General features: G+C 69.6%; 13 protein-coding genes. 3 read left to right on the top strand and 10 right to left on the bottom strand.

What is annotated here, in order from left to right; translation table 11 throughout:
• Positions 1-85: 85 nt before the first annotated feature.
• The 3 genes from POL25_RS32720 to POL25_RS32710 are packed head-to-tail and all read right to left on the bottom strand — an operon-like array spanning position 86 to position 1523.
• Positions 86-502 (bottom strand): hypothetical protein, encoded by a 417-nt coding sequence (locus POL25_RS32720; protein WP_272090223.1) that lies wholly within the window; start codon positions 500-502, stop codon positions 86-88.
• A complete protein-coding gene (locus tag POL25_RS32715; RefSeq protein ID WP_272090222.1) occupies positions 499-945 on the bottom strand; it encodes a hypothetical protein in 447 nt (148 codons plus the stop codon). Before POL25_RS32715 ends, POL25_RS32720 begins: the two co-directional genes overlap by 4 nt.
• A gap of 14 nt (positions 946-959) precedes the next feature.
• Positions 960-1523: a hypothetical protein gene (locus tag POL25_RS32710; protein ID WP_272090221.1), complete on the bottom strand. Its 564-nt coding sequence runs from the start codon at positions 1521-1523 to the stop codon at positions 960-962.
• 446 nt (positions 1524-1969) lie between these two features.
• On the opposite strand from POL25_RS32710, the gene POL25_RS32705 reads away from it, so the two are divergent.
• Together POL25_RS32705 and POL25_RS32700 are read left to right on the top strand one after the other, a co-directional pair.
• Positions 1970-3739, top strand: coding sequence for a hypothetical protein (locus tag POL25_RS32705; RefSeq protein ID WP_272090220.1), 1770 nt, complete (start codon positions 1970-1972; stop codon positions 3737-3739).
• Between the two features lie 461 nt (positions 3740-4200).
• Positions 4201-5202 carry a hypothetical protein gene (locus POL25_RS32700; RefSeq protein ID WP_272090219.1) on the top strand — a complete coding sequence of 334 codons (1002 nt, stop codon included), beginning with the start codon at positions 4201-4203 and terminating at the stop codon, positions 5200-5202.
• A gap of 6 nt (positions 5203-5208) precedes the next feature.
• On the opposite strand, the gene POL25_RS32695 is transcribed toward POL25_RS32700, so the two are convergent.
• The 4 genes from POL25_RS32695 to POL25_RS32680 all read right to left on the bottom strand — a co-directional run bounded on the left by POL25_RS32695 (position 5209) and on the right by POL25_RS32680 (position 11977).
• Positions 5209-6822, bottom strand: coding sequence for a hypothetical protein (locus tag POL25_RS32695; protein WP_272090218.1), 1614 nt, complete (start codon positions 6820-6822; stop codon positions 5209-5211).
• 25 nt (positions 6823-6847) lie between these two features.
• Positions 6848-7789 carry a hypothetical protein gene (locus POL25_RS32690; protein ID WP_272090217.1) on the bottom strand — a complete coding sequence of 314 codons (942 nt, stop codon included), beginning with the start codon at positions 7787-7789 and terminating at the stop codon, positions 6848-6850.
• A 2-nt stretch (positions 7790-7791) separates the two neighbouring features.
• On the bottom strand, positions 7792-10095 hold the full coding sequence (locus POL25_RS32685) for a serine/threonine-protein kinase (protein WP_272090216.1): 2304 nt from the start codon (positions 10093-10095) through the stop codon (positions 7792-7794).
• A gap of 334 nt (positions 10096-10429) precedes the next feature.
• Positions 10430-11977, bottom strand: a complete 1548-nt coding sequence (locus tag POL25_RS32680; protein WP_272091148.1) for a DUF4215 domain-containing protein — start codon at positions 11975-11977, stop codon at positions 10430-10432.
• A 304-nt stretch (positions 11978-12281) separates the two neighbouring features.
• Between POL25_RS32680 and POL25_RS32675 the strand changes: the two genes are divergently transcribed.
• Positions 12282-13322, top strand: a complete 1041-nt coding sequence (locus POL25_RS32675; protein WP_272090215.1) for a hypothetical protein — start codon at positions 12282-12284, stop codon at positions 13320-13322.
• Here the strand turns inward: POL25_RS32675 and POL25_RS32670 are convergent.
• From POL25_RS32670 to POL25_RS32660, 3 genes are all read right to left on the bottom strand, one after another.
• Positions 13319-14542: a TlpA family protein disulfide reductase gene (locus POL25_RS32670; RefSeq protein WP_272090214.1), complete on the bottom strand. Its 1224-nt coding sequence runs from the start codon at positions 14540-14542 to the stop codon at positions 13319-13321. The genes POL25_RS32675 and POL25_RS32670 overlap by 4 nt on opposite strands.
• Before the next feature lie 154 nt (positions 14543-14696).
• Positions 14697-15710 (bottom strand): hypothetical protein, encoded by a 1014-nt coding sequence (locus tag POL25_RS32665; protein ID WP_272090212.1) that lies wholly within the window; start codon positions 15708-15710, stop codon positions 14697-14699.
• Positions 15711-15718: 8 nt separating this feature from the next.
• Positions 15719-16969, bottom strand: coding sequence for a vitamin K epoxide reductase family protein (locus POL25_RS32660; RefSeq protein ID WP_272090211.1), 1251 nt, complete (start codon positions 16967-16969; stop codon positions 15719-15721).
• Positions 16970-16980: the final 11 nt, after the last annotated feature.

Below are 16980 nucleotides of genomic sequence, written 5' to 3'. Positions count from 1 at the left end.
CGTGTCTCCTGATTTTGAAATGAGTGTTTCTGGCCTCACCCGAACGGGCGAGGGTGCGGTTGAAATGTCAATAGATCAGGTCAGATCAAACGCGCCGCAGGCCGAGCAATTCGGCGAGTCCCTGGGAGGGGCTATCCGCAGCGGACGATCCGGGGGTAGATGCGGCGGGAGCGGACGTAACGGCGGAGGTCGAGCCGCGGGGGCGGCCCATCAACTCCATGAACGCCTGATCCACCTCGCTCGCGGTGGAACTGCGGGTCGTCGCGGTCGAGGAAGGTTCGGCCGGCATCGGTGTCGCAGCAGGCTCGGCGACTCGCGGGCCCGCCTCGAGCGACCACGAGAGGGCGAGGACGAGGCCTTGGTCGGGGCTGACCCCGCGGACAGCCTCGACAGGGACCTCGATCTTGTACTCGAGGCCGGCGTCATCGACGGCGTGGACGAGGGCACGACCTTCGGGGCTGGTCGAGACGCGCCGCAGGTGGGCGAGGATCGAGCCCTTCATGGCGCGGCCTCCGGCTTCGGCGCCAGCATGCTGTAGATCACCGCGCCGGTGATGTACGACAGGCCGCCGGCCGCGAGCATCGAGCGCCCGGACAGGCTGATCGGCGCCGCCAGCCCGGCGATCGTCGGCACGGCGCCGAGGGCGGTCACGGGCGGCACGCCGCCCGCCGTCGCGTTGCTGACGGCCTTCTGCGACAGCGCCCCGGCGATCGCGCCGACGGCCGCGCTGGTGGCGACCATCAGGACCTCGTGAACGCGACCCTGGCGGATCGCCGCGACGAGCGCGGCGGCTTCGGTGTCGGTCTCGACCTTGCGGATCGCCTGCGCGGTGCCGAGGTCATGCCCCTTGTAATAGTTGGCGACGGCGACGCGCAGCGTCGTGCCGATCGAGCCCTCGGCCTGGGCGAGGACCTGTCCTGCGGACCATGATGTCTTTTGGGCCATCTTCCCTCTCCTCCCTATTTCTTCTTGTCGCCGGCGACCGCTCGCACGAGCCCGGCGACGTAGTCGGTGAGCGTGGGACCGCCCTCCTGGATCGCCCGCGGCCGCACCTCGGACGCGAAGCCGTTCAGGAGCTGGGTGGTCGTGACGCTGCGCCGGAGCAGGTCGACGTCGGCGAGGCTCTTGTGGGTGAGCGCCCGCTGCTGCGCGACCTCGTCTGCGAACCGCCGCTCGTTGTCGAGGCACATCTCGCGGTAGCGCCGGAAGACGTCGTGCAGGTCGTTCGTTGACTGGACGTAGCCCTTGCGCAGGTCGTCGAAGAGCTGCGCGAGCACCTCGCCGTACTCCTTCAACTTCTCCGGCTCGAGCGGCTGCGCGGCGACTCGGGCCGCCGCGGGTGCTGTCCCAACGGACAGGGCCGCGAGCGCCGCCTGGCGAGCCTCCTCGGGCACGAGCTGGCCGTCGAGGTAGATGGCGGCGTCAGGCAGCAGGCGGTAGCAGTCAACGAGCTCGCCGACGAGCTGCGCCTCCGCGACATCCTTCTCCGTGACGAAATCACCACACGCTGTGCTGACGACCATGCGCCGCATCGACCTCAACCCTCCGCTGCGAACCAGACAAGCCGATGTTCGCATCGCGTGCAACCAGAAATTTTCTGTATTTGAATGCTCGAGTGCGAGCATTACTGGATACCGCTCGTCGATGTTGTCCCGATGTTGTCCCGATGTTGTCCCGATGTTGGCCCGCATGAGGCACGAAGCTGGTCCTGGAGGAGGCCGCTCGTATCCCGCGGATAACGAGGCTTTGCGCGCCTTGGCGTGGTAGAGCATCGGGACGGCTACTGCCCGTCCCGTCGTACAAGCAAACAACTTCGCAAATCCCCGTTGGGTGCCAACCTCATGAAGCGTCCCAGCGGCTCGCGCGTTGTCGCCGTGCTATCGTGACAGCGCGGGGGGACGTGAGGGCGGCGGAATCAGGGTCCGACGACTGGGCGATCGACCAGGCGTTCGCGGAGTATGAGGCGTACTTGGCGGGCGAGCGGCTGGCGATCACGGTCGACGAATCGACCACGGCAGTCGGCATGAACCACTCGGAGGAGCAGGTGCAGTGCTTCCGGTTCGCCTGGCCAGCGGGGGGCCAAGTGCATTTCTGCGGGGCCCCGGGCGACGAGGCCCGCTGGCACGCCGCCTACGTCGGTGACGGCGGCCAGGCCGTCACGCCGCTGGCTGTCGGCGCGCTCGCGGATGTGAAGGCGACGTGGGCGCGGGTCCGTGACGCCGTCGATCCTCGTCAGTTGTCGCGGCCCGTGGTGCGCTTCGGCGACGTGCGCCGGCACTTCAAGCCGACGTACGGGCGCTTCCTCGTCGGGGTCGCGCAGGAGGGCTCCAGCACGATCTTGCTGGCGGTGCTCGGCCAGCAGCTCGCGGTCGTCCTCGTCGAGGGCAAGCGGCGGGTCGTCCTCGACATCAAGGCGCCGCTCGACCTCCGCGAAGTGTTCGTCGATCGCATGCGCGGCCTCCGAAGGGGCGCCGCTCCGAGGGGGGCGAAGCCGCCGCGAGAGCTCGATCAGGCGCGCGTCTCGTCGGCCACGCGGGCCCGCTACATCGGGATCGTCCACGGCCTGCCGATCGATGTGGTGGACGGGCCCTCGATCCCGGACGTGGTCTGGCGCTGCTTCAAGGGCCTCGAGCACCGGGCGAAGGCTCTGCGCTCGGTGCCGGTGGGCCGGCGTCTCGAGCAGGACGGCCAGGCCGCTCAGGAGCTGTGCAGGCCCAGGCGGCTCAAGGGCAAGAAGTACCTCCGCCGGCTACTACGCGCCCTGTTTCAATGCAGCCTCAGGGGCTCCGACGATCTCGTCGGGCTGACGGGCGTGCTCCGCGACGAGATCCAGCGGCACGACCCGTCGTTCGTGATCACTCTCGAGGCGCTGGCGGACACGCTCAACTTGCTGCGCGCGACAGGGACTTGCCTCGTGACGCGAGCGGACGGGGAACGGCTCTGGCACATCCACCTCGTCGGCCTGAACGATCCGTCGTCCGTCCTCCACCGCCGACTGCTGGAGGAGACGCCGATCCCGTTCCGCTTCCCCGCGTCGGCGACCGGCGAGGTGTTGGCGGAAGACGACGAGACGACCCCGACGGCAGATCTGACGGCGCCGAGCTCGTCGTCGTGGGGCGAGACGAAGGGCAGCAGCCCGCACGAAGAACCGAAGGTAGGGATCGATGATGCTGGCCGGACATCCCAGCAGGCCGCCCATGCTCGCGAGCCGGCGGCGCACGATGCCGACGAGTTGGCGCGCGAGGAAGTCGGTGCTGCGGCGGCCACCTCCGCGACCACAAGTACGGCTGAGGCTGGCGTACCCGCGGGCGCGGTGGGGTCCAGCACGGAGTCCGCCGACGCTGCTCGTGATGAGCCCATGACCGACTCGATGGAAACCTCGGGTGCGGTGGCCGCTGGGGACGCCGCTTGCCCGTCTGAAGACGATGCCGCGTCCGCCGCTCGGCTAGCCTCGTCGCCGCTGGCTCCCCTGTTGACGGTGGCCGTCATGCTGGGGGCCTGGGAATCCAGGTCCGCTCGTGACCACGTCGAAGTTATCGCGGTTCGCGAGTGGCTGGTGGCCGTTCTCCGCGATGTCGTCCATCTTCAAGCGCGAGGCGTTGTTCAGCCGATGCGCGAAGGACCGGTCGAACGGCCCCCCGAGCGAGGTGATGGCGCCGAGGAGGCGGGCAGCGCTGGGAGCGTCCGCGACGGGAGAGACCGTATTCTTGTGGACGCGCCGCGCGATCGGCCTGCGTGAATTTGACGAGGTCGACATCATGGCCTTTCCACTGCGAGCCGGCGACCGCCTCCAACTCTGCTTCGACAGCCTTTACGATACCTCGACCGCGCCGCCGTCCCTCTGATTGACCTGTTCCGGCTCGACCCCCGCGTCGCCGCACCGACGGCGATCCGCTACGCCAACCTCTGCCGCGGTAGGACAACGTCACCGCAGTGTTCGTCGAGCTCCTCGAAGGTCCGTCGCCGTATTTATCGAAGTGGCGCGGGGTGCGCCCTGAATCTGGACGCGACCACCTGCAGCACACCGAGGCGGCCCCGTTGTCGCGGGTCGGGATGGCCAACATCCCCGCGACAGCTGGATTCGCGCTACGCTTCCGGGTCATGCGGCTGCGATCCCGGCCCATCGTCGTCGCCTTTGGCCTCGCGTCCGCTTGCCAACCATCGCAGGAGGACACGTCGCCGTTCACAACCATGCCGCCGATGACCTCGTCGCCGACCGCGACCGGCCTCGACTCGAGCACCGGTGGCTCGCCGGCCATCAGCTCGAGCAGCACCGGTTCGAGCTCGACGACCGAGCTGTCCACCGGCTCGGGGAGCGGCGACGCGAGCAGCGGTGGGACCACTATGATCTGGGACGTCGGCACCGACCAGGACCTCGCCGACCCGAAGCCGCCCGGCTGCAAGGGGAAGATCGACTTCCTGTTCGTGATCTCGCGCTACGGCGGCATGAGCTACTTCCAGACGCAGCTCCTCGCCGCGTTCCCGCAGTTCATCGACACCATCCAGGCGAAGTTCGCGGACTTCGATTACCACATCATGGTGGTCGACGGCGATGCCGACTGGGGCTCCAGTTCGTGCGACGCGCAGTGCCCGATGCCATGTCCGGTTCCCGGCTATCCCTGCAGCTACACCCCGACTGTCTGCGACACCACCATCGGCGCCGGCACCGTGTTCCCCGCGGGTGACGACGCGCCCAACAAGCCGTGCCCGATCGACGGCGACCGCCGCTACATGATCAAGGGCCAGAAGAACCTCGACGACGCCTTCGCCTGCGTCGCGCAGGTGGGCAGCAACGGCAGGGCCTGGATCGGCGAGGCGCTCACGGCGGCGGTTCTCCCGGGTCTCAACAAACCCGGCAGTTGCAATGAGGGCTTCCTCCGGGAAGACGCGTTGCTGATGGTGACGCTCATCTCCAACACCTTCGACTACGGCCCCAAACCCTTCAGCTCCAAGGGGTCGCCGGGAGACTGGGCGGCGGCGGTGCTCCAGGCGAAGCACGACGACCCGGAGTCGGCGGTCATGTTCAGCATCCTCCACTCAGGCGAACCCGAGTGCGATCCCGACGACCGCACCTGCCAGATGGTCAAGATGTTTCCCCACCACCTACTCGTCGATCGCGAGGAGCCCGACTACGGGCCGTTCTTCGACCAGGCGACCGACCTCGTCGAGGTCGCCTGCGCCGACTTCGTCCCGCCGGGGTAGCTCGCGCTACCCGCCGATGTACGCGACGGCCGGGTAGCCGTTCGCGCCCAGGCCTCCGGCGTAGACCTCGCCGTAGTGGCCGATCGCCAGCGCCAGCGCCAGGTGGAGCACCTGGCCGTCCTTGCGCGCGAAGGTCCACACCGGTTCGATCTTGGAGGGCGCGTAGGCCCGGACGGTGAAAGCGGTCTCGTTCCCCTTCGGCCCGCCGGTCGCCACGAGGGCGTAGCCGGCTGGGCTCCACACGAGGTCCCGGGTGCCGAACTGCTTGGTCGGAAAGGTGCCGAGCGAGGTCTGCCAGGCGAGCTCGCCGCGCGTGTCGTAGATGCGCAGGTCGCCCTCCGGCTGACAGGCGTCGTCACAGGTGTAGCCGGCGATGACGAGCCGACCTTCGTTGTCAGTGTCGACCGCCTGAGCGCCGCTCTGGGTCTTGGCGCCCGCGGGGGCCACGGTCCAGGCTGCCTGGCCCTCGCTGTCGAGGTTGAGGATGAAGAGGCGATCCCGAAGCTTGTTGTCGTCGCCGTGCGGGCCGTACATCTCACCGACGAGCGCGAGCGTGTCGTCTATGTAGACGCAGTCGCGCGGTCGCTCGGCGAACCAATGCGCCTGCTTGAGAGGGAAGTCGAAGTTCAGCGTCTCGCCCGGCAGGTTCGGCCGGAAGATCCGCACCATCGTGTCGTCGTACATCCACGGTGACGGCGCGTAGCCGCAGACCGCCACGGCGCCCGACGAGTGACGCGCGAGCGCCACGGCCGTCTCGTCCTTCGCCCCGAGCCCGAGGTTCGTCGGCGCCTGTCCCCACGCTGGGATCTTCGCCAACCACCAGCGCACCCCGTCGACCCCCTCGCGGTTGACGGCGACGAACATCGCGCCGTCGTCGCCGATCACGAGGTCGATCGGCGCGCAGTTGTTGTCGGGCAAGATCGTCACCAAGTCGTCGGGCCCCCACGCGCCGCCCTTGTTGCGGCGGCGGAGGTAGCAGCGCGACTCGCCGTTCGGGAGGAACGTCCCGAGCTCGACCACGTCGCCGGTCGGCAGCACGCCCATGGCCGCGACCTGGCCGCCGCCGATCAGGTCGCCGGTCTCCCAGAAGCCCTGACTTCCGGGCGTGGGGAGGGCGACCTCGTAGGGCGCCTGCACCGTCTCGCCGTCGACGACGTCGCGCCATGGCGTCAGCAGGGCGACGTGCGGCCCGTTGACGAGGCCCGTCAGCACGGCGGTCTCGCCGTCGAAGAGCCCAGGCTCGATCATCGCCAGCTCGATCACCTCGCCGGAGTCGAGCTCCATGCGCACGCCGTCCGCGTGCTCGGCCGACACCGCCACCGTGATCGCCCCGTTGAATCCGATCGGGTCCGGCGTCAGCTTGAACTCCACGACCGCCGGCGGCCCGGCCGGCTCGGTCAATGTCGTGCTGCTGGTGTCCAGCTCGACGTCGGTCGAGCTCTCGTCGGCGCCGGTGACGGTCTGGATCCCGCCGCCCGAGGTCGGCGTCGTGATGTCTCCGGTGCTGTCCCCGGTGGAGGCCGTCGCGCAGAGAGCGTTGGAGCACTCCTCCCACTGCGGCCACGGCGCGCAGGCGGTCAGCAACGCGAGGGCGAACGAGGGAAGGAGACGGAAGGCCACGGGCATGAGCTCCTCCGGTATTCGCTCAAAAACGCGCACGAAAAGCAAGGCCCCCGGGGAAGGGCACCAGCGCTGTGCTCGATGCTGTTCGGGCGAGTCGTTGTCCGCCCACCGCAACCAGCGCGGTGCCGACGACTACCGCCGCGCCACCCGCGACGGCTGTTCCGAGGGCCAGAGAACCCATCCTTCGGTACTCCCGCTCCAGGGCGGCATCCGCGGCACGGGCCGCGTCGTCGGGAGGTCCCTGCACCTCGTTGTGCAGTTCAACGCCTTCGCGGTGTGCCTCGAGCGCGCGACCTCCCGCGTAACCCGCGACACCGGCGAGCGAGAGTCCGAGACCCAGTGTCACGCTCCCCGCGATCACGAGAGGACGACCGTGTCGCGGAGGCGCAGCGACCGGCGCTAGCGACGGCCGCGATCGTTCTTCAGGTCGGACCGCAACCGCCACTTGCGGGCGCGGCGAACGCCTATTCTTGGAGCTCACGGGAAGCAGGTCGAGCGGCCCATCGGATGCACGTCTAGGCGTCTCGGGCTTGGCGGCCGAGACCGCCATGAGCGGCGCCGGGTCCTCTGCGCGTTGCGGCGCCGGCACCCGCGCCCGCTTCGCCGAGCTACTGCACCGCGCGTTGACCTGTCGCTCGCGCGACTCCAGCTCCACGCGTCCCGCCTCGAAGCTGGTGCGCTGGCTCGCGGGCAGGTCCTTGACCGCGAGGCTCTTCTCGAAGACCCGCCGCGCCTCGCAGAGATCACGCGTTTCACCTGTCTCTTTGAACAGCCCGATGTAAGAGCGATAGGCCGCCTGCAAGTACAGCGCGCGCTGCGACGCCGACGACACCTGTGCGGCCTGTCGCTCGAAGCCCTTGGCCTTACAGCGGTTGTCGGCGACGTCGCAGCTCGACTCGTCCGAGGTCGTTGCAGGCGCGGGTCCCTCCACGGCGAGCAGGACGGCGAGGAAGCAGGCGATCATGCTCATGGATTGTATACCTCCGCGAAGGTCTGCGTGGCGGTGGGCTCGAAGCGGATCGAGTCGGCCGCTTCACGGACGCATCGGCCGACGCGCTCCTCGTGCGGGCCGATCACCTTCGCTGCGACGAAAATCTCGTTCCCAGCCGCGGTCTCGAACTCGACGAGGAGCGAGCCGCCGGAGAGCGACGCACAGCGCCGTAACTCCTCGGCGGCCGTCTTCAGCGCCTCACGCATCTCCGGCAAGGGCGCCGGGTTCGCAGGGCCCGATGCTTCAGGGACGGCCAGCGGAGCCGGTTCCGGCGCCGCGGGCGGCACAACGACCGAAGTCGTGGGCGTGGCGAACGGAGGCAGCGTCGGCGCCGTCATGCGGCCACCCCACCACGCGAGCATGACGGCCGCCGCGACGAGCATGCCGCCGATGAACCACAGAGTCCGCCGTGGGCGCTCCCGAACCGCCGTCGTTGCTTTCGTTGGAGTGGCCCCGCCGAGGTGTGCCTCGGGCGCGCCTGCATCGGCCGCGTCCTCGTTCATCTCCTCGAGCGCCTCGTCGAGCTGCGCGAGCAGCTCACTCGCGTCGATCCGCTCATCCGGGTCTTGATGCAGCGCCCAGCGGAGGGCCGCCTCGAGCGCCCTGGGACACCCCGGCACAAGCGTCCGTGGCGAGACCATCTCCGTCGAATCTCCCGTGAACGGGCGTTTGCCGGTCAGCATCTTGTACAGCAGCAGACCAAGCGAGTAGACGTCGCTCTTCGCCGTCCAGCCCTTGCCGTCGCGGGCTTCGGGCGCCGTCCACTCGAGCATCTCAAGCCCGCCGGTGCCGAGCTTGAGCCGCGACTCGGGCGGCGTCGGGTAGCGCTGCTCGACCACGGCATAGAACCTGTCCGTAAGGTCAGCCATCCCGACGTCGATCAGCGTCGCCGTCGTCTCGCGCCCGAGGTCGATCAGGATGTTCGACGTGTTGAGGTCGCGGTGCAAGATCCCGCGGTCGTGCAACGCGGCCAGCGCCCCCGCGAGCTGCCTCCCGACCGCGATCAAGTCGGCCGACCCGAGCGTCTGACCGGCGATGCAGAATTCGCCCGCCCGCTTCCCCTTCGCCAGCGCCATGGCGATGAACGGTTGCTTCCGGTTCGTCGCCGTTCGGCAGTCGATCAACTTGGGCAAGGCCGGATGACTGACCGCGCTGAGCACCCGTGCCTCGCGGGCGAACCGCACGCGCTCCTCGAAGTTGGCCTTCGACCTCGCGCTGAGCAACTTGAGCGCCACGTAGCGGGCCGCGTCGCGGTGATACGCGCGGTAGACCTCGGCCTTGGCCCCGACCCCGAGCACCTCGATCAGCTCGTAGCATCCGTCGAACAGGAACGGTTCCGCGTCCTCGGCGTGCGCGGTGCGGATCGTCTCGAGCCGCCGTTGGAACTCCTCGGCGGTCGCCACTCGGTCCTCCGGCAGGACCGCAAGCGCCGCGGCCACCAGCGCCTCAAGCTCCGGCGTCACCTTGCACGCTGGTCTCACCTCGACCATCGGCCGGTACTCCCCAGGCGTCGGGAAGACACCTGTGCAGAGCTGATAGATCGTCACCCCGAGCGCGTAGGTGTCGAAGCGTGGGTCCGCCTCGACCAGTGCCACCTCGGGCGGGTAGAAGCCGGGCGTCCCGACCACCTTCCCGACCTCGGTCTTGTGCCGCGGCACTGGCGTGAACCCGCCGGCCTGCACGCGCGCCCAGTCGTGGATCTTGGCGATCCCCAGGTCGATCAGCTTCACGACCGGCCGCCCCGCCGCGCTGTCGATCTGCACGATGTTGCTGGGCTTCACGTCGCGGTGGATCACCCCGACCCGGTGGAGCGCCTCGAGCGCGCCAGCCACCTGCGCCGCCAGCTCGACGACCTCGCGCCACGGCAGCGGCCCGCGCCGGATCAACCGCTCGTCGAGGCTCTGCCCGGGCAGGTACTCGAGCGCCATGTACAGCGCCCCATCCGCCGTCTCCCCGACCGCGAGCACCTGGACCATGTGCGGGTGCCGCAGGTTGGCGAGCAGGCGCGACTCGTAGGCGAACCGCCGGCGCGTATCGGCGTTGTCGTCGCGCAGCACCTTCACCGCCGCCAGGCCGTGCAGCGCCCGGTCCTTGCAGACGTACACCGAGGCCATCCCGCCGGCCCCGATCGGCTCCTGGACCTCGAAGCGCTCGCCGAACAGCACGCCGACCATCTCGCGGCTCGCCTCAGCGTGGAGCGTCCAGCCCTTCGCGTGCTTCAACGCCTCGGGAGGGGTTGTGGCCGGCACAGGTGTCGGGCTGATAGGCGAGCGTGTCATGCGTCTCGCCGTATAAGGAGGGCGTATCTCAAAAAGGCAAGGGCAAATTCACGTTCCCTCGCCGAACGTCGTCCTCAATCTCATGTCGGGCTTGTTTACATGCACTTATACTTCTCGGGGAGTCGGGATGGACCTACTCTGTTGCGTTAGGCCCCGGGCACGATCTGGACCTGAAGCGCCTCCTCAACACCACGCCCTCCAACGCCACCGGCCCTACACGCTGCGCGCCCCGCCGGGCGGCCGCCGACCCATCGGCAGATCGTTTTCATTTCTCTTCAATGGCGTGCAAGAGAGTCCCGTCAGTCAGGTCCGCCCGACCGTGCTCACGCCGCTTTCACGGGTCCTCGATGCAGTAGATGGGGGCAGAGCTGGAGCACGGGGCCGTGCTCATCGCGTCGGTCCAGGTCGGATCGGTCACGTTCGTAAAACCGAAACCGCCGGAGACCTGGGGCGTCGAGTCGTTCCAGCCGTCGCAGTGGTTCTCGCCGGGGGTTCCGTCGGTCCTCGTGTTCGTCCACGGGGCCGAGTTCACCTTCACCTTCGCCTCGGTCAGGTCGACGGCATGCGCGAGCTCGCCATCGGTCAGGTCGGCCCAGCCGTTCTCGGCCACCGGGGTCCCGTCGGTCAGCACGTACATCCCCAGGTACTGGGTGTCGATCCGGCTCGCGGGCCCGTTTAGCTGGCTCGACAGCCAAGCCTTGAAGCTCGCTTCATTCGCTAGCCCGGCACCGGTCGCGGCCGTCACGCACTTCACGTCCGCGCCGCTTAGGCCCCCGAGGTTGCCACTGAACACGGCGCTCGTCACGAAGATCACTCGCCGCGGCTTCTTGCACTCGAAGCAACCGTCGCCGTCGACCTGATTCCCGTCGTCGCACTCCTCCACGCCGTCCTGGACAATGCTGTCCCCGCACTTCGCCGACTCGCAATCGTTCGTGCAGGTGTCGGTGTCGACGTCATTCCCGTCGTCGCACCCCTCCACACCCGCCTGGACCAGTCCGTCGCCGCACGACGCATCCTGGCAGGCTACGCAATCATCGGTGTCGTCCGCGTTCCCGTCGTCGCACGTCTCACCGGGACCGACGTCGCCGTCGCCACAAGTGCTGGCCTCGCACATCGCGCTGCACGCCTTGCCAGGGCCATTGTCGGGGCCGTCGTCGCACTGCTCTTCGCTGGTCCACACGATGCCGTCGCCGCAGGTCGCCATGGCGCAGTTATTGGTGCAGGCGTCGGTGTCGACGTCGTTCCCGTCGTCGCACGGCTCGCCCTCTTCCACCGCCCCGTTGCCGCAGAAGGGCTCGGTGCAGTCCTGCGGGCAGCTCATCATCGACTCGCCTGTCCCGCAGACCATGTCCCCGCAGACACATGAATCGCCGGTGCAGGGGACGCAGTCTCGCCCGCACGTGGACTCCTCGTCCGCTTGACACACCCCGTCGCCGCACCCGGGCGTGCAGTCCTCGGCGCAGATGGCGGCGTTCTCGTGCAGCTCGCACGTCCCGTCGCCGCAGCTCCCGGCGTGACACTCGATCGGGCAGCGCGCGGGGTCCTCGTTGGGCGCGCACACGCCGTCGCCGCAGCCCGGACCTGGGAAGTCGCGGGGGCACGTCTCCGCCGTCTCGTCCTCTTGCCCGTTCCCGCACGTGCCCAGACACGCCTGGACGAAGGTCCAGTTCTCCTGCGCGTCGCACACCGCCGCCGCGGGGCCCTCGCCCGTCTCGTCCCTCCACACGCAGTCCGACGGGCAGACGACCTGATTCTCGTCCGCGTCGCACACGTGGTCCTCGTTGCACTGCCAGTACGGATCGTCCGCGGGCGGAAAATCGATCTTGAGGCAGCTCAGACCGCCGAGGGCGAGCAGGAGGCCGAGTCGCACGTCAACGCGCATCACCAGCAGACTCTAAAACAGGGATCTCGGGCGATCAACGCCTCGCACGTGCGCATGCGCCCCCAATCCGGGTTGGGGGTCCCAACTCCGGTTGGGCCTCGCGTTCGTCGCTCGTTTTCCGTACACTCCCGGGCCCATGGTCTGCGTCCTCCTGGCCGCTCTCCTGCTCCTGACGCCATCCGTCCCCGCCGGCTCGGCGTCGCCAGCCGCAGGCACGAGCGACCCCGGGAGCGAGCGCCGCGGTCGGGCCCGCACGGCGTTCGAGCACGGTCACTTCGGCGAGGCCGCGCTGGAGTTCGAGGCGTTGTGGCGCGAAGGACATGGGGCAGCCGACCTGTTCAATGCAGCAGTCTCGCGTGTCGCCCTCAGTCACCACGCCCACGTCGTCGTGCATCTCGAGGCCCTGCTCGCGCTACCTGGTCTGACCGCCGCCCAGCGCGAGGAGGCGACGGCCCTCCTGCGGACCGCCCGGGCGGAGACCAGGCCGGTGCCGCTCGAGCTGCGAACGCAGCGCCCGCTCGACGCTCCGCTCTCCGTTACCCTCACGTTCGTCTCCGCCTTCGCGTCCGATGTTCGACCGGATCTCACCATCACGGTCCGCCCGGGCGAGCACACCGTCCTCTCGCTCGACCCGGGCGGGTGGAAGATCCGCGTCGACGATCCGCGCTTCGAGCCCATCACGCACGAAATCCGGGTCGAGGCGTCCACGACGACCCCGGCGGTCCTGGATCTCCGGCTGCGCCAGGACGCTCGCGCGCTCCGACGTTTCACACTCGGCTGGAGCGGCGCCGGCGTCGCCGGGATGGTCGTCGGCGGGACCCTGCTCGGCATCGGGCAGGGCCGATGGTCGTCGCGGCTCAACGGACCTGTGGAGGCGTGCCAGTCCGACGATTCGCTTTTTCCCGTCGAGGCGTGCCGTCGCGAGCTCGATGCGGCCGGGACGTTGCGAGCGTCGGGCGCCGCCGTGCTCGGCGTCGGTGCCGGCGCGCTGGTCGGAGGCCTGGTCGCCCGGGTCAAGGAGCCTCGCAAGCGCCGGATCGGCTGGATCATCGCCGCCTCGGTCGGCGGCCTGTCGACGATCGGTGGCGCGGTCGCCCTCGGCCTCGGCGCCCAGGCATCCGGCCGGCACAACGACCCGTCCCCCTGGACAGACGACGATCGCCGCGCGATCAACGGCGCCAGCGCGGCGCACACGACCGGCGCCACGTTCCTGGGCCTCGGCGCCGGCGCTCTGGCCAGCGCAATCACGGGCCTGATGCTCGATCGGAGCGGCCGCTTCCTCGTGTCGGCGGGACCACAAGTCCGCGTCGGCGGTGGCGCCCTTGTCGTCGAGGGCCGGTTTTAGTCCGACCACAGTCCGTTCGCGGGCACGCAGACGTCGCGCCCGCCTTCGGCGCGCCGGCATTGCAGAGAGCCCTTGCAGCCGCAGTCACGGCAACACGTCTTCTGGTCCTCGCGAGGATCGCAGTGACCATCGCCGCAGGTGAATACGGGGGCCGTGGTCGCCGGCGCCTCCGACCCGCCCCATAGCGTCAAGCACCGGCCCTTCTCATCGCAGCGAGGGCACTCTTGTGGGCACGGCTTCCGCTTGGAGGGACGCTTGGCGGGATCATCCGCGGCGATCTCGTTCGGCCCGACGACCGCGACCTCGGTGGGTCCCGACACCACGCGCTCGCTCGGCGCCGTTTCGGCGGGTGTGCCGCAGTCTTCCTCGCAGCGCCCGGTCTCGCCGGCCTCGCAGCGGCCGTTCCCGCACCAGATCTGCCGGCAGCGCGGATCGCCGTCGGTGATCTCGGCGCGGAAGGTGTCGAGCCAGTCCTCGAGCTCCTTCAGCTCGGTCTCCCCGGGCACGCCGATCCTGGCCCATCGGACACGTCGGTTGCAGTCGAGCGCCAGCGTCACCGGCAACGTCCCCTGGTAGAGACGGCGCGAGTCGTCGCGTAGCGCGGCGACGAAGCTGTCCGCGAGCGAGCGGTCGGCGACCTGCACATGACTGGCGGGCATGAGCGGCCCCCACGTACGGATCGCGTCCTCGGGCGCGGTCGGGTCGAGCACCTGGACCGGCAGGAACCGCACCGAGTCGCCCCAGCTCGCGCCGCGCCGCTCGAACAGCTCGCGCAGGTCCGGCAGGACCTCCTTGCAGGCGACGCACCATGGTGCCCACAGGCTGATCACGTGCACCGCCCGCGGCGACAGCACCTCCGACGAGCCAAAGCGCACCGTACCCGCCGGCGATCCCTGGCGCACGCGCTCAAGTCGCAGGCGCATCAGCGGCCCGAGGTCGACACCCGCCGCGACGTAGGAGCCGGACCCGAGCGGCGCGCTGGGAGGCGGCGGGGGCGCTTCCTCGACTTCGACGTGACGCTCGGACGGCAAGCGCACGGGCGCGGGGCACGAGGCTGCACGCGCCCGCAACTTCTCGAGGGCCTCGGTCCGCTCGGCGATCCGCCAGGTCAGCACGAGCGTCAGGGCGGAGAGCACGCCGACCGAAATCAAGAGCACGAACGCCCCCCACACCCACGCGTGCGGCGCCCCGGCCTCGGACGGCAGCGGTGTCGTCTTCACCGCTCCGACTCCTCACAGCACTCGCACGCGCGGCGTGTCCCCGAGAACCTGTCCTCGAGCTGCCTGAGATGCCAGATGCCGACGGCTGCGGCGAACACCGCCACCGTCGCCGCGAGCGCTGCCGCCAACAACACACGTCGAGCCGCTCGAGCCGTCATCGGGCCTCCTTCGTGCCGTCGCACGGCACCGGGATCACCAGGACCACGCGGTTGACATCGCGCTCGAGCGAGCGTCGGCCCGGCACCGGTTCGCCGGCGCGGATCGCCGCGAACGCGGCGGCGAGGCGCTCGCTCTCCGCCCGGGAAGTAGCGATCGGCGCCTGCGTCCCCGCATAGTTATGAACGAACGCCTCGAGCGCGACCGGCCGATCGCTAGGCGCGCCCGAGCCGATGAGCATCGGGCCGGCACTGCGCTCGCTCGGCTTCTCGCGACCGAGCGCGACGTCGATCAGCCGCTCGACCGCATTGATCCGCCGCAGAGCGAGTGCGTAGTCGTCGGCCGGGTTGCCGTCGGGGCTCGCGCGGCCGAGCACGAACAACATCTTCGCCTCGCGCAGCGCCTCGGCGTGGCGCGCCAGCTCGCCGGCCATGTGCGCCCGCGTCTGGGGATCGGGCCACGCCTGTCGGGCGCGCGGTTCACCCGACGGGAAGAACATCGCCAGCCGATCCGGGAACGCAGCCAACAGCGTGTTCATCTGCTCGTCGTCGGCGAGCAGCGCCCGCCATTCGTCGGCGCTGCATCCCTGTCCGCCCTCGACCTGGTCCTGCACACTGTGCCGGCGCTGCAGGCACGTTTGCGTCAGTCGCGCGACCGCCGCCTCGACGGCCGGATCGCCGCACGTCGGCGCGGGCGCCTCCGTCTCGTTGCGCGGCCGGCAGCGAAGATCCGCGCCGCACTGCAAACCGACGTCGCACGGACAATCGCGGCACTGCTCGCCTCGCTGCGCCACCTGCGGCTCTTCGTGAGGCGTGCACTGTCCATGAACACACCACTGCCCCTCGGGACATTGCTCCTCGTCCGGCCGGCGCGGATCGCAAACCCGCGCTCCTTCGCCCTCGTCGACGACCATCGTCGGCAGAAAGAATACCGGATAGAGCACGAGCAACACCATCACCCAGATCGCAGTCGTCAGCACGATCAAGGCCCTGGTCGTCAGATCGATCGACATCGTCATCCTCACTTCGATCCAGGCGCTTCGACGAGCTTGAGGAGCTTCCCTGCGCTCGTCGCCGGCATCGCGTCGTCGAGGTGCAGCGCCTCATCGACGATGGGGACCACGAACGCCTGCGGAACGCTCACCCGTCCGCCTCGCGCCTTCACCCACGAGAGCAAGTAGCGCTGCTGGGCCGCCAGCGTCGCCGCCGCATCCTCACCGTCGACGCACGTGCGCAGCTTCCCGCCCGGCCCCAGCGTCTCCGTGACCTCGCCGAGCGCTCGCTCCACCTTCTCGATCGTGAACCGCGGCGCCTCCGTGTCCTGCAGGTCGAACAGCGCCGCGAGCGCCTCGAGCCCACGCCCGGGAGCCAGCTGCTCCGCGCACAACGCCGCCAGCGCCCCGAGGCACGCGTTGTTCCCGCGCGCCTCGCCGTGCGCCTGCGGCCTTCCCTCGGTGTCGACGAACTCGTGCGACGGCAGGAACCGCTCGTCACAGCTCGCGCGTGGGAACATGTACACCCACAGCTCGGCCCCGTGCGCGCGCAACCGCGGCAGCGATTGCTGCAAGTAGTGCAGCTCTCGCCGACATAGGGGGCATGTCGGGTCGACGAACAGCATCACCGCGGTGCGCGGCGCGTCGACCGTCGCTGCGAGCGTGACCGGCGGCGGATTGGGCGGCGGGGGCGGGCAGCTCGCCCTGCGCGCCGCGAGCTGATAGCCGACCGCGAGCCCGCCGGTCGTCAGCACCCAGATCATCGTCGCCCAGAACGTCCCGCGGATCCGCGGCCCGCCGGCGCTCGCGGTCGAAGTCCCATGAACCAGCCACGCGCCGACGAACGCACACGTCAACGTCGCGTACAGCGTCATGCAGAACGGGCACATGTGCGTGAACTGGGTGAACGCATAGGTCCCCAGCACCGCCGACGCCGTGATCCCGAACGCGCCGAGCCCCAGCAGCCCGCGTGGAGCGACCTCGGCCAGCGGACCGCGCCCGCGCAGCAGAGCCGCCGCGAGCACCATGGTCGTGAGAACATGTCCGATCGACCACACTCCGAGCGGCAGCCCGAGCAGCTCCGACCACGCGCTACTCAGCGCCTCGGTGCATGACGGCCCGTCGTCGCCGCCGGTGCATCCGCTCGCGTCGCACAGGTAGTCGGCGCCGAACTTGAGCCGAACGAGCCACGCGCTGACGCCGAGCCCGACGACCCCGGAAATGAGCGTTAAACCCGCCCCGATGCGGACCCGTCGAGGGAGCTCGGGAGGAGCGACCATCGTCGGCGCCG

Source organism: Nannocystis bainbridge (genome assembly GCF_028368995.1).
GTDB classification, from domain to species: Bacteria; Myxococcota_A; Polyangia; order Nannocystales; family Nannocystaceae; genus Nannocystis; species Nannocystis bainbridge.
The sequence above is the reverse complement of the archived record's forward strand: the minus strand, read 5'-3'. Positions and strand labels throughout refer to the sequence as shown.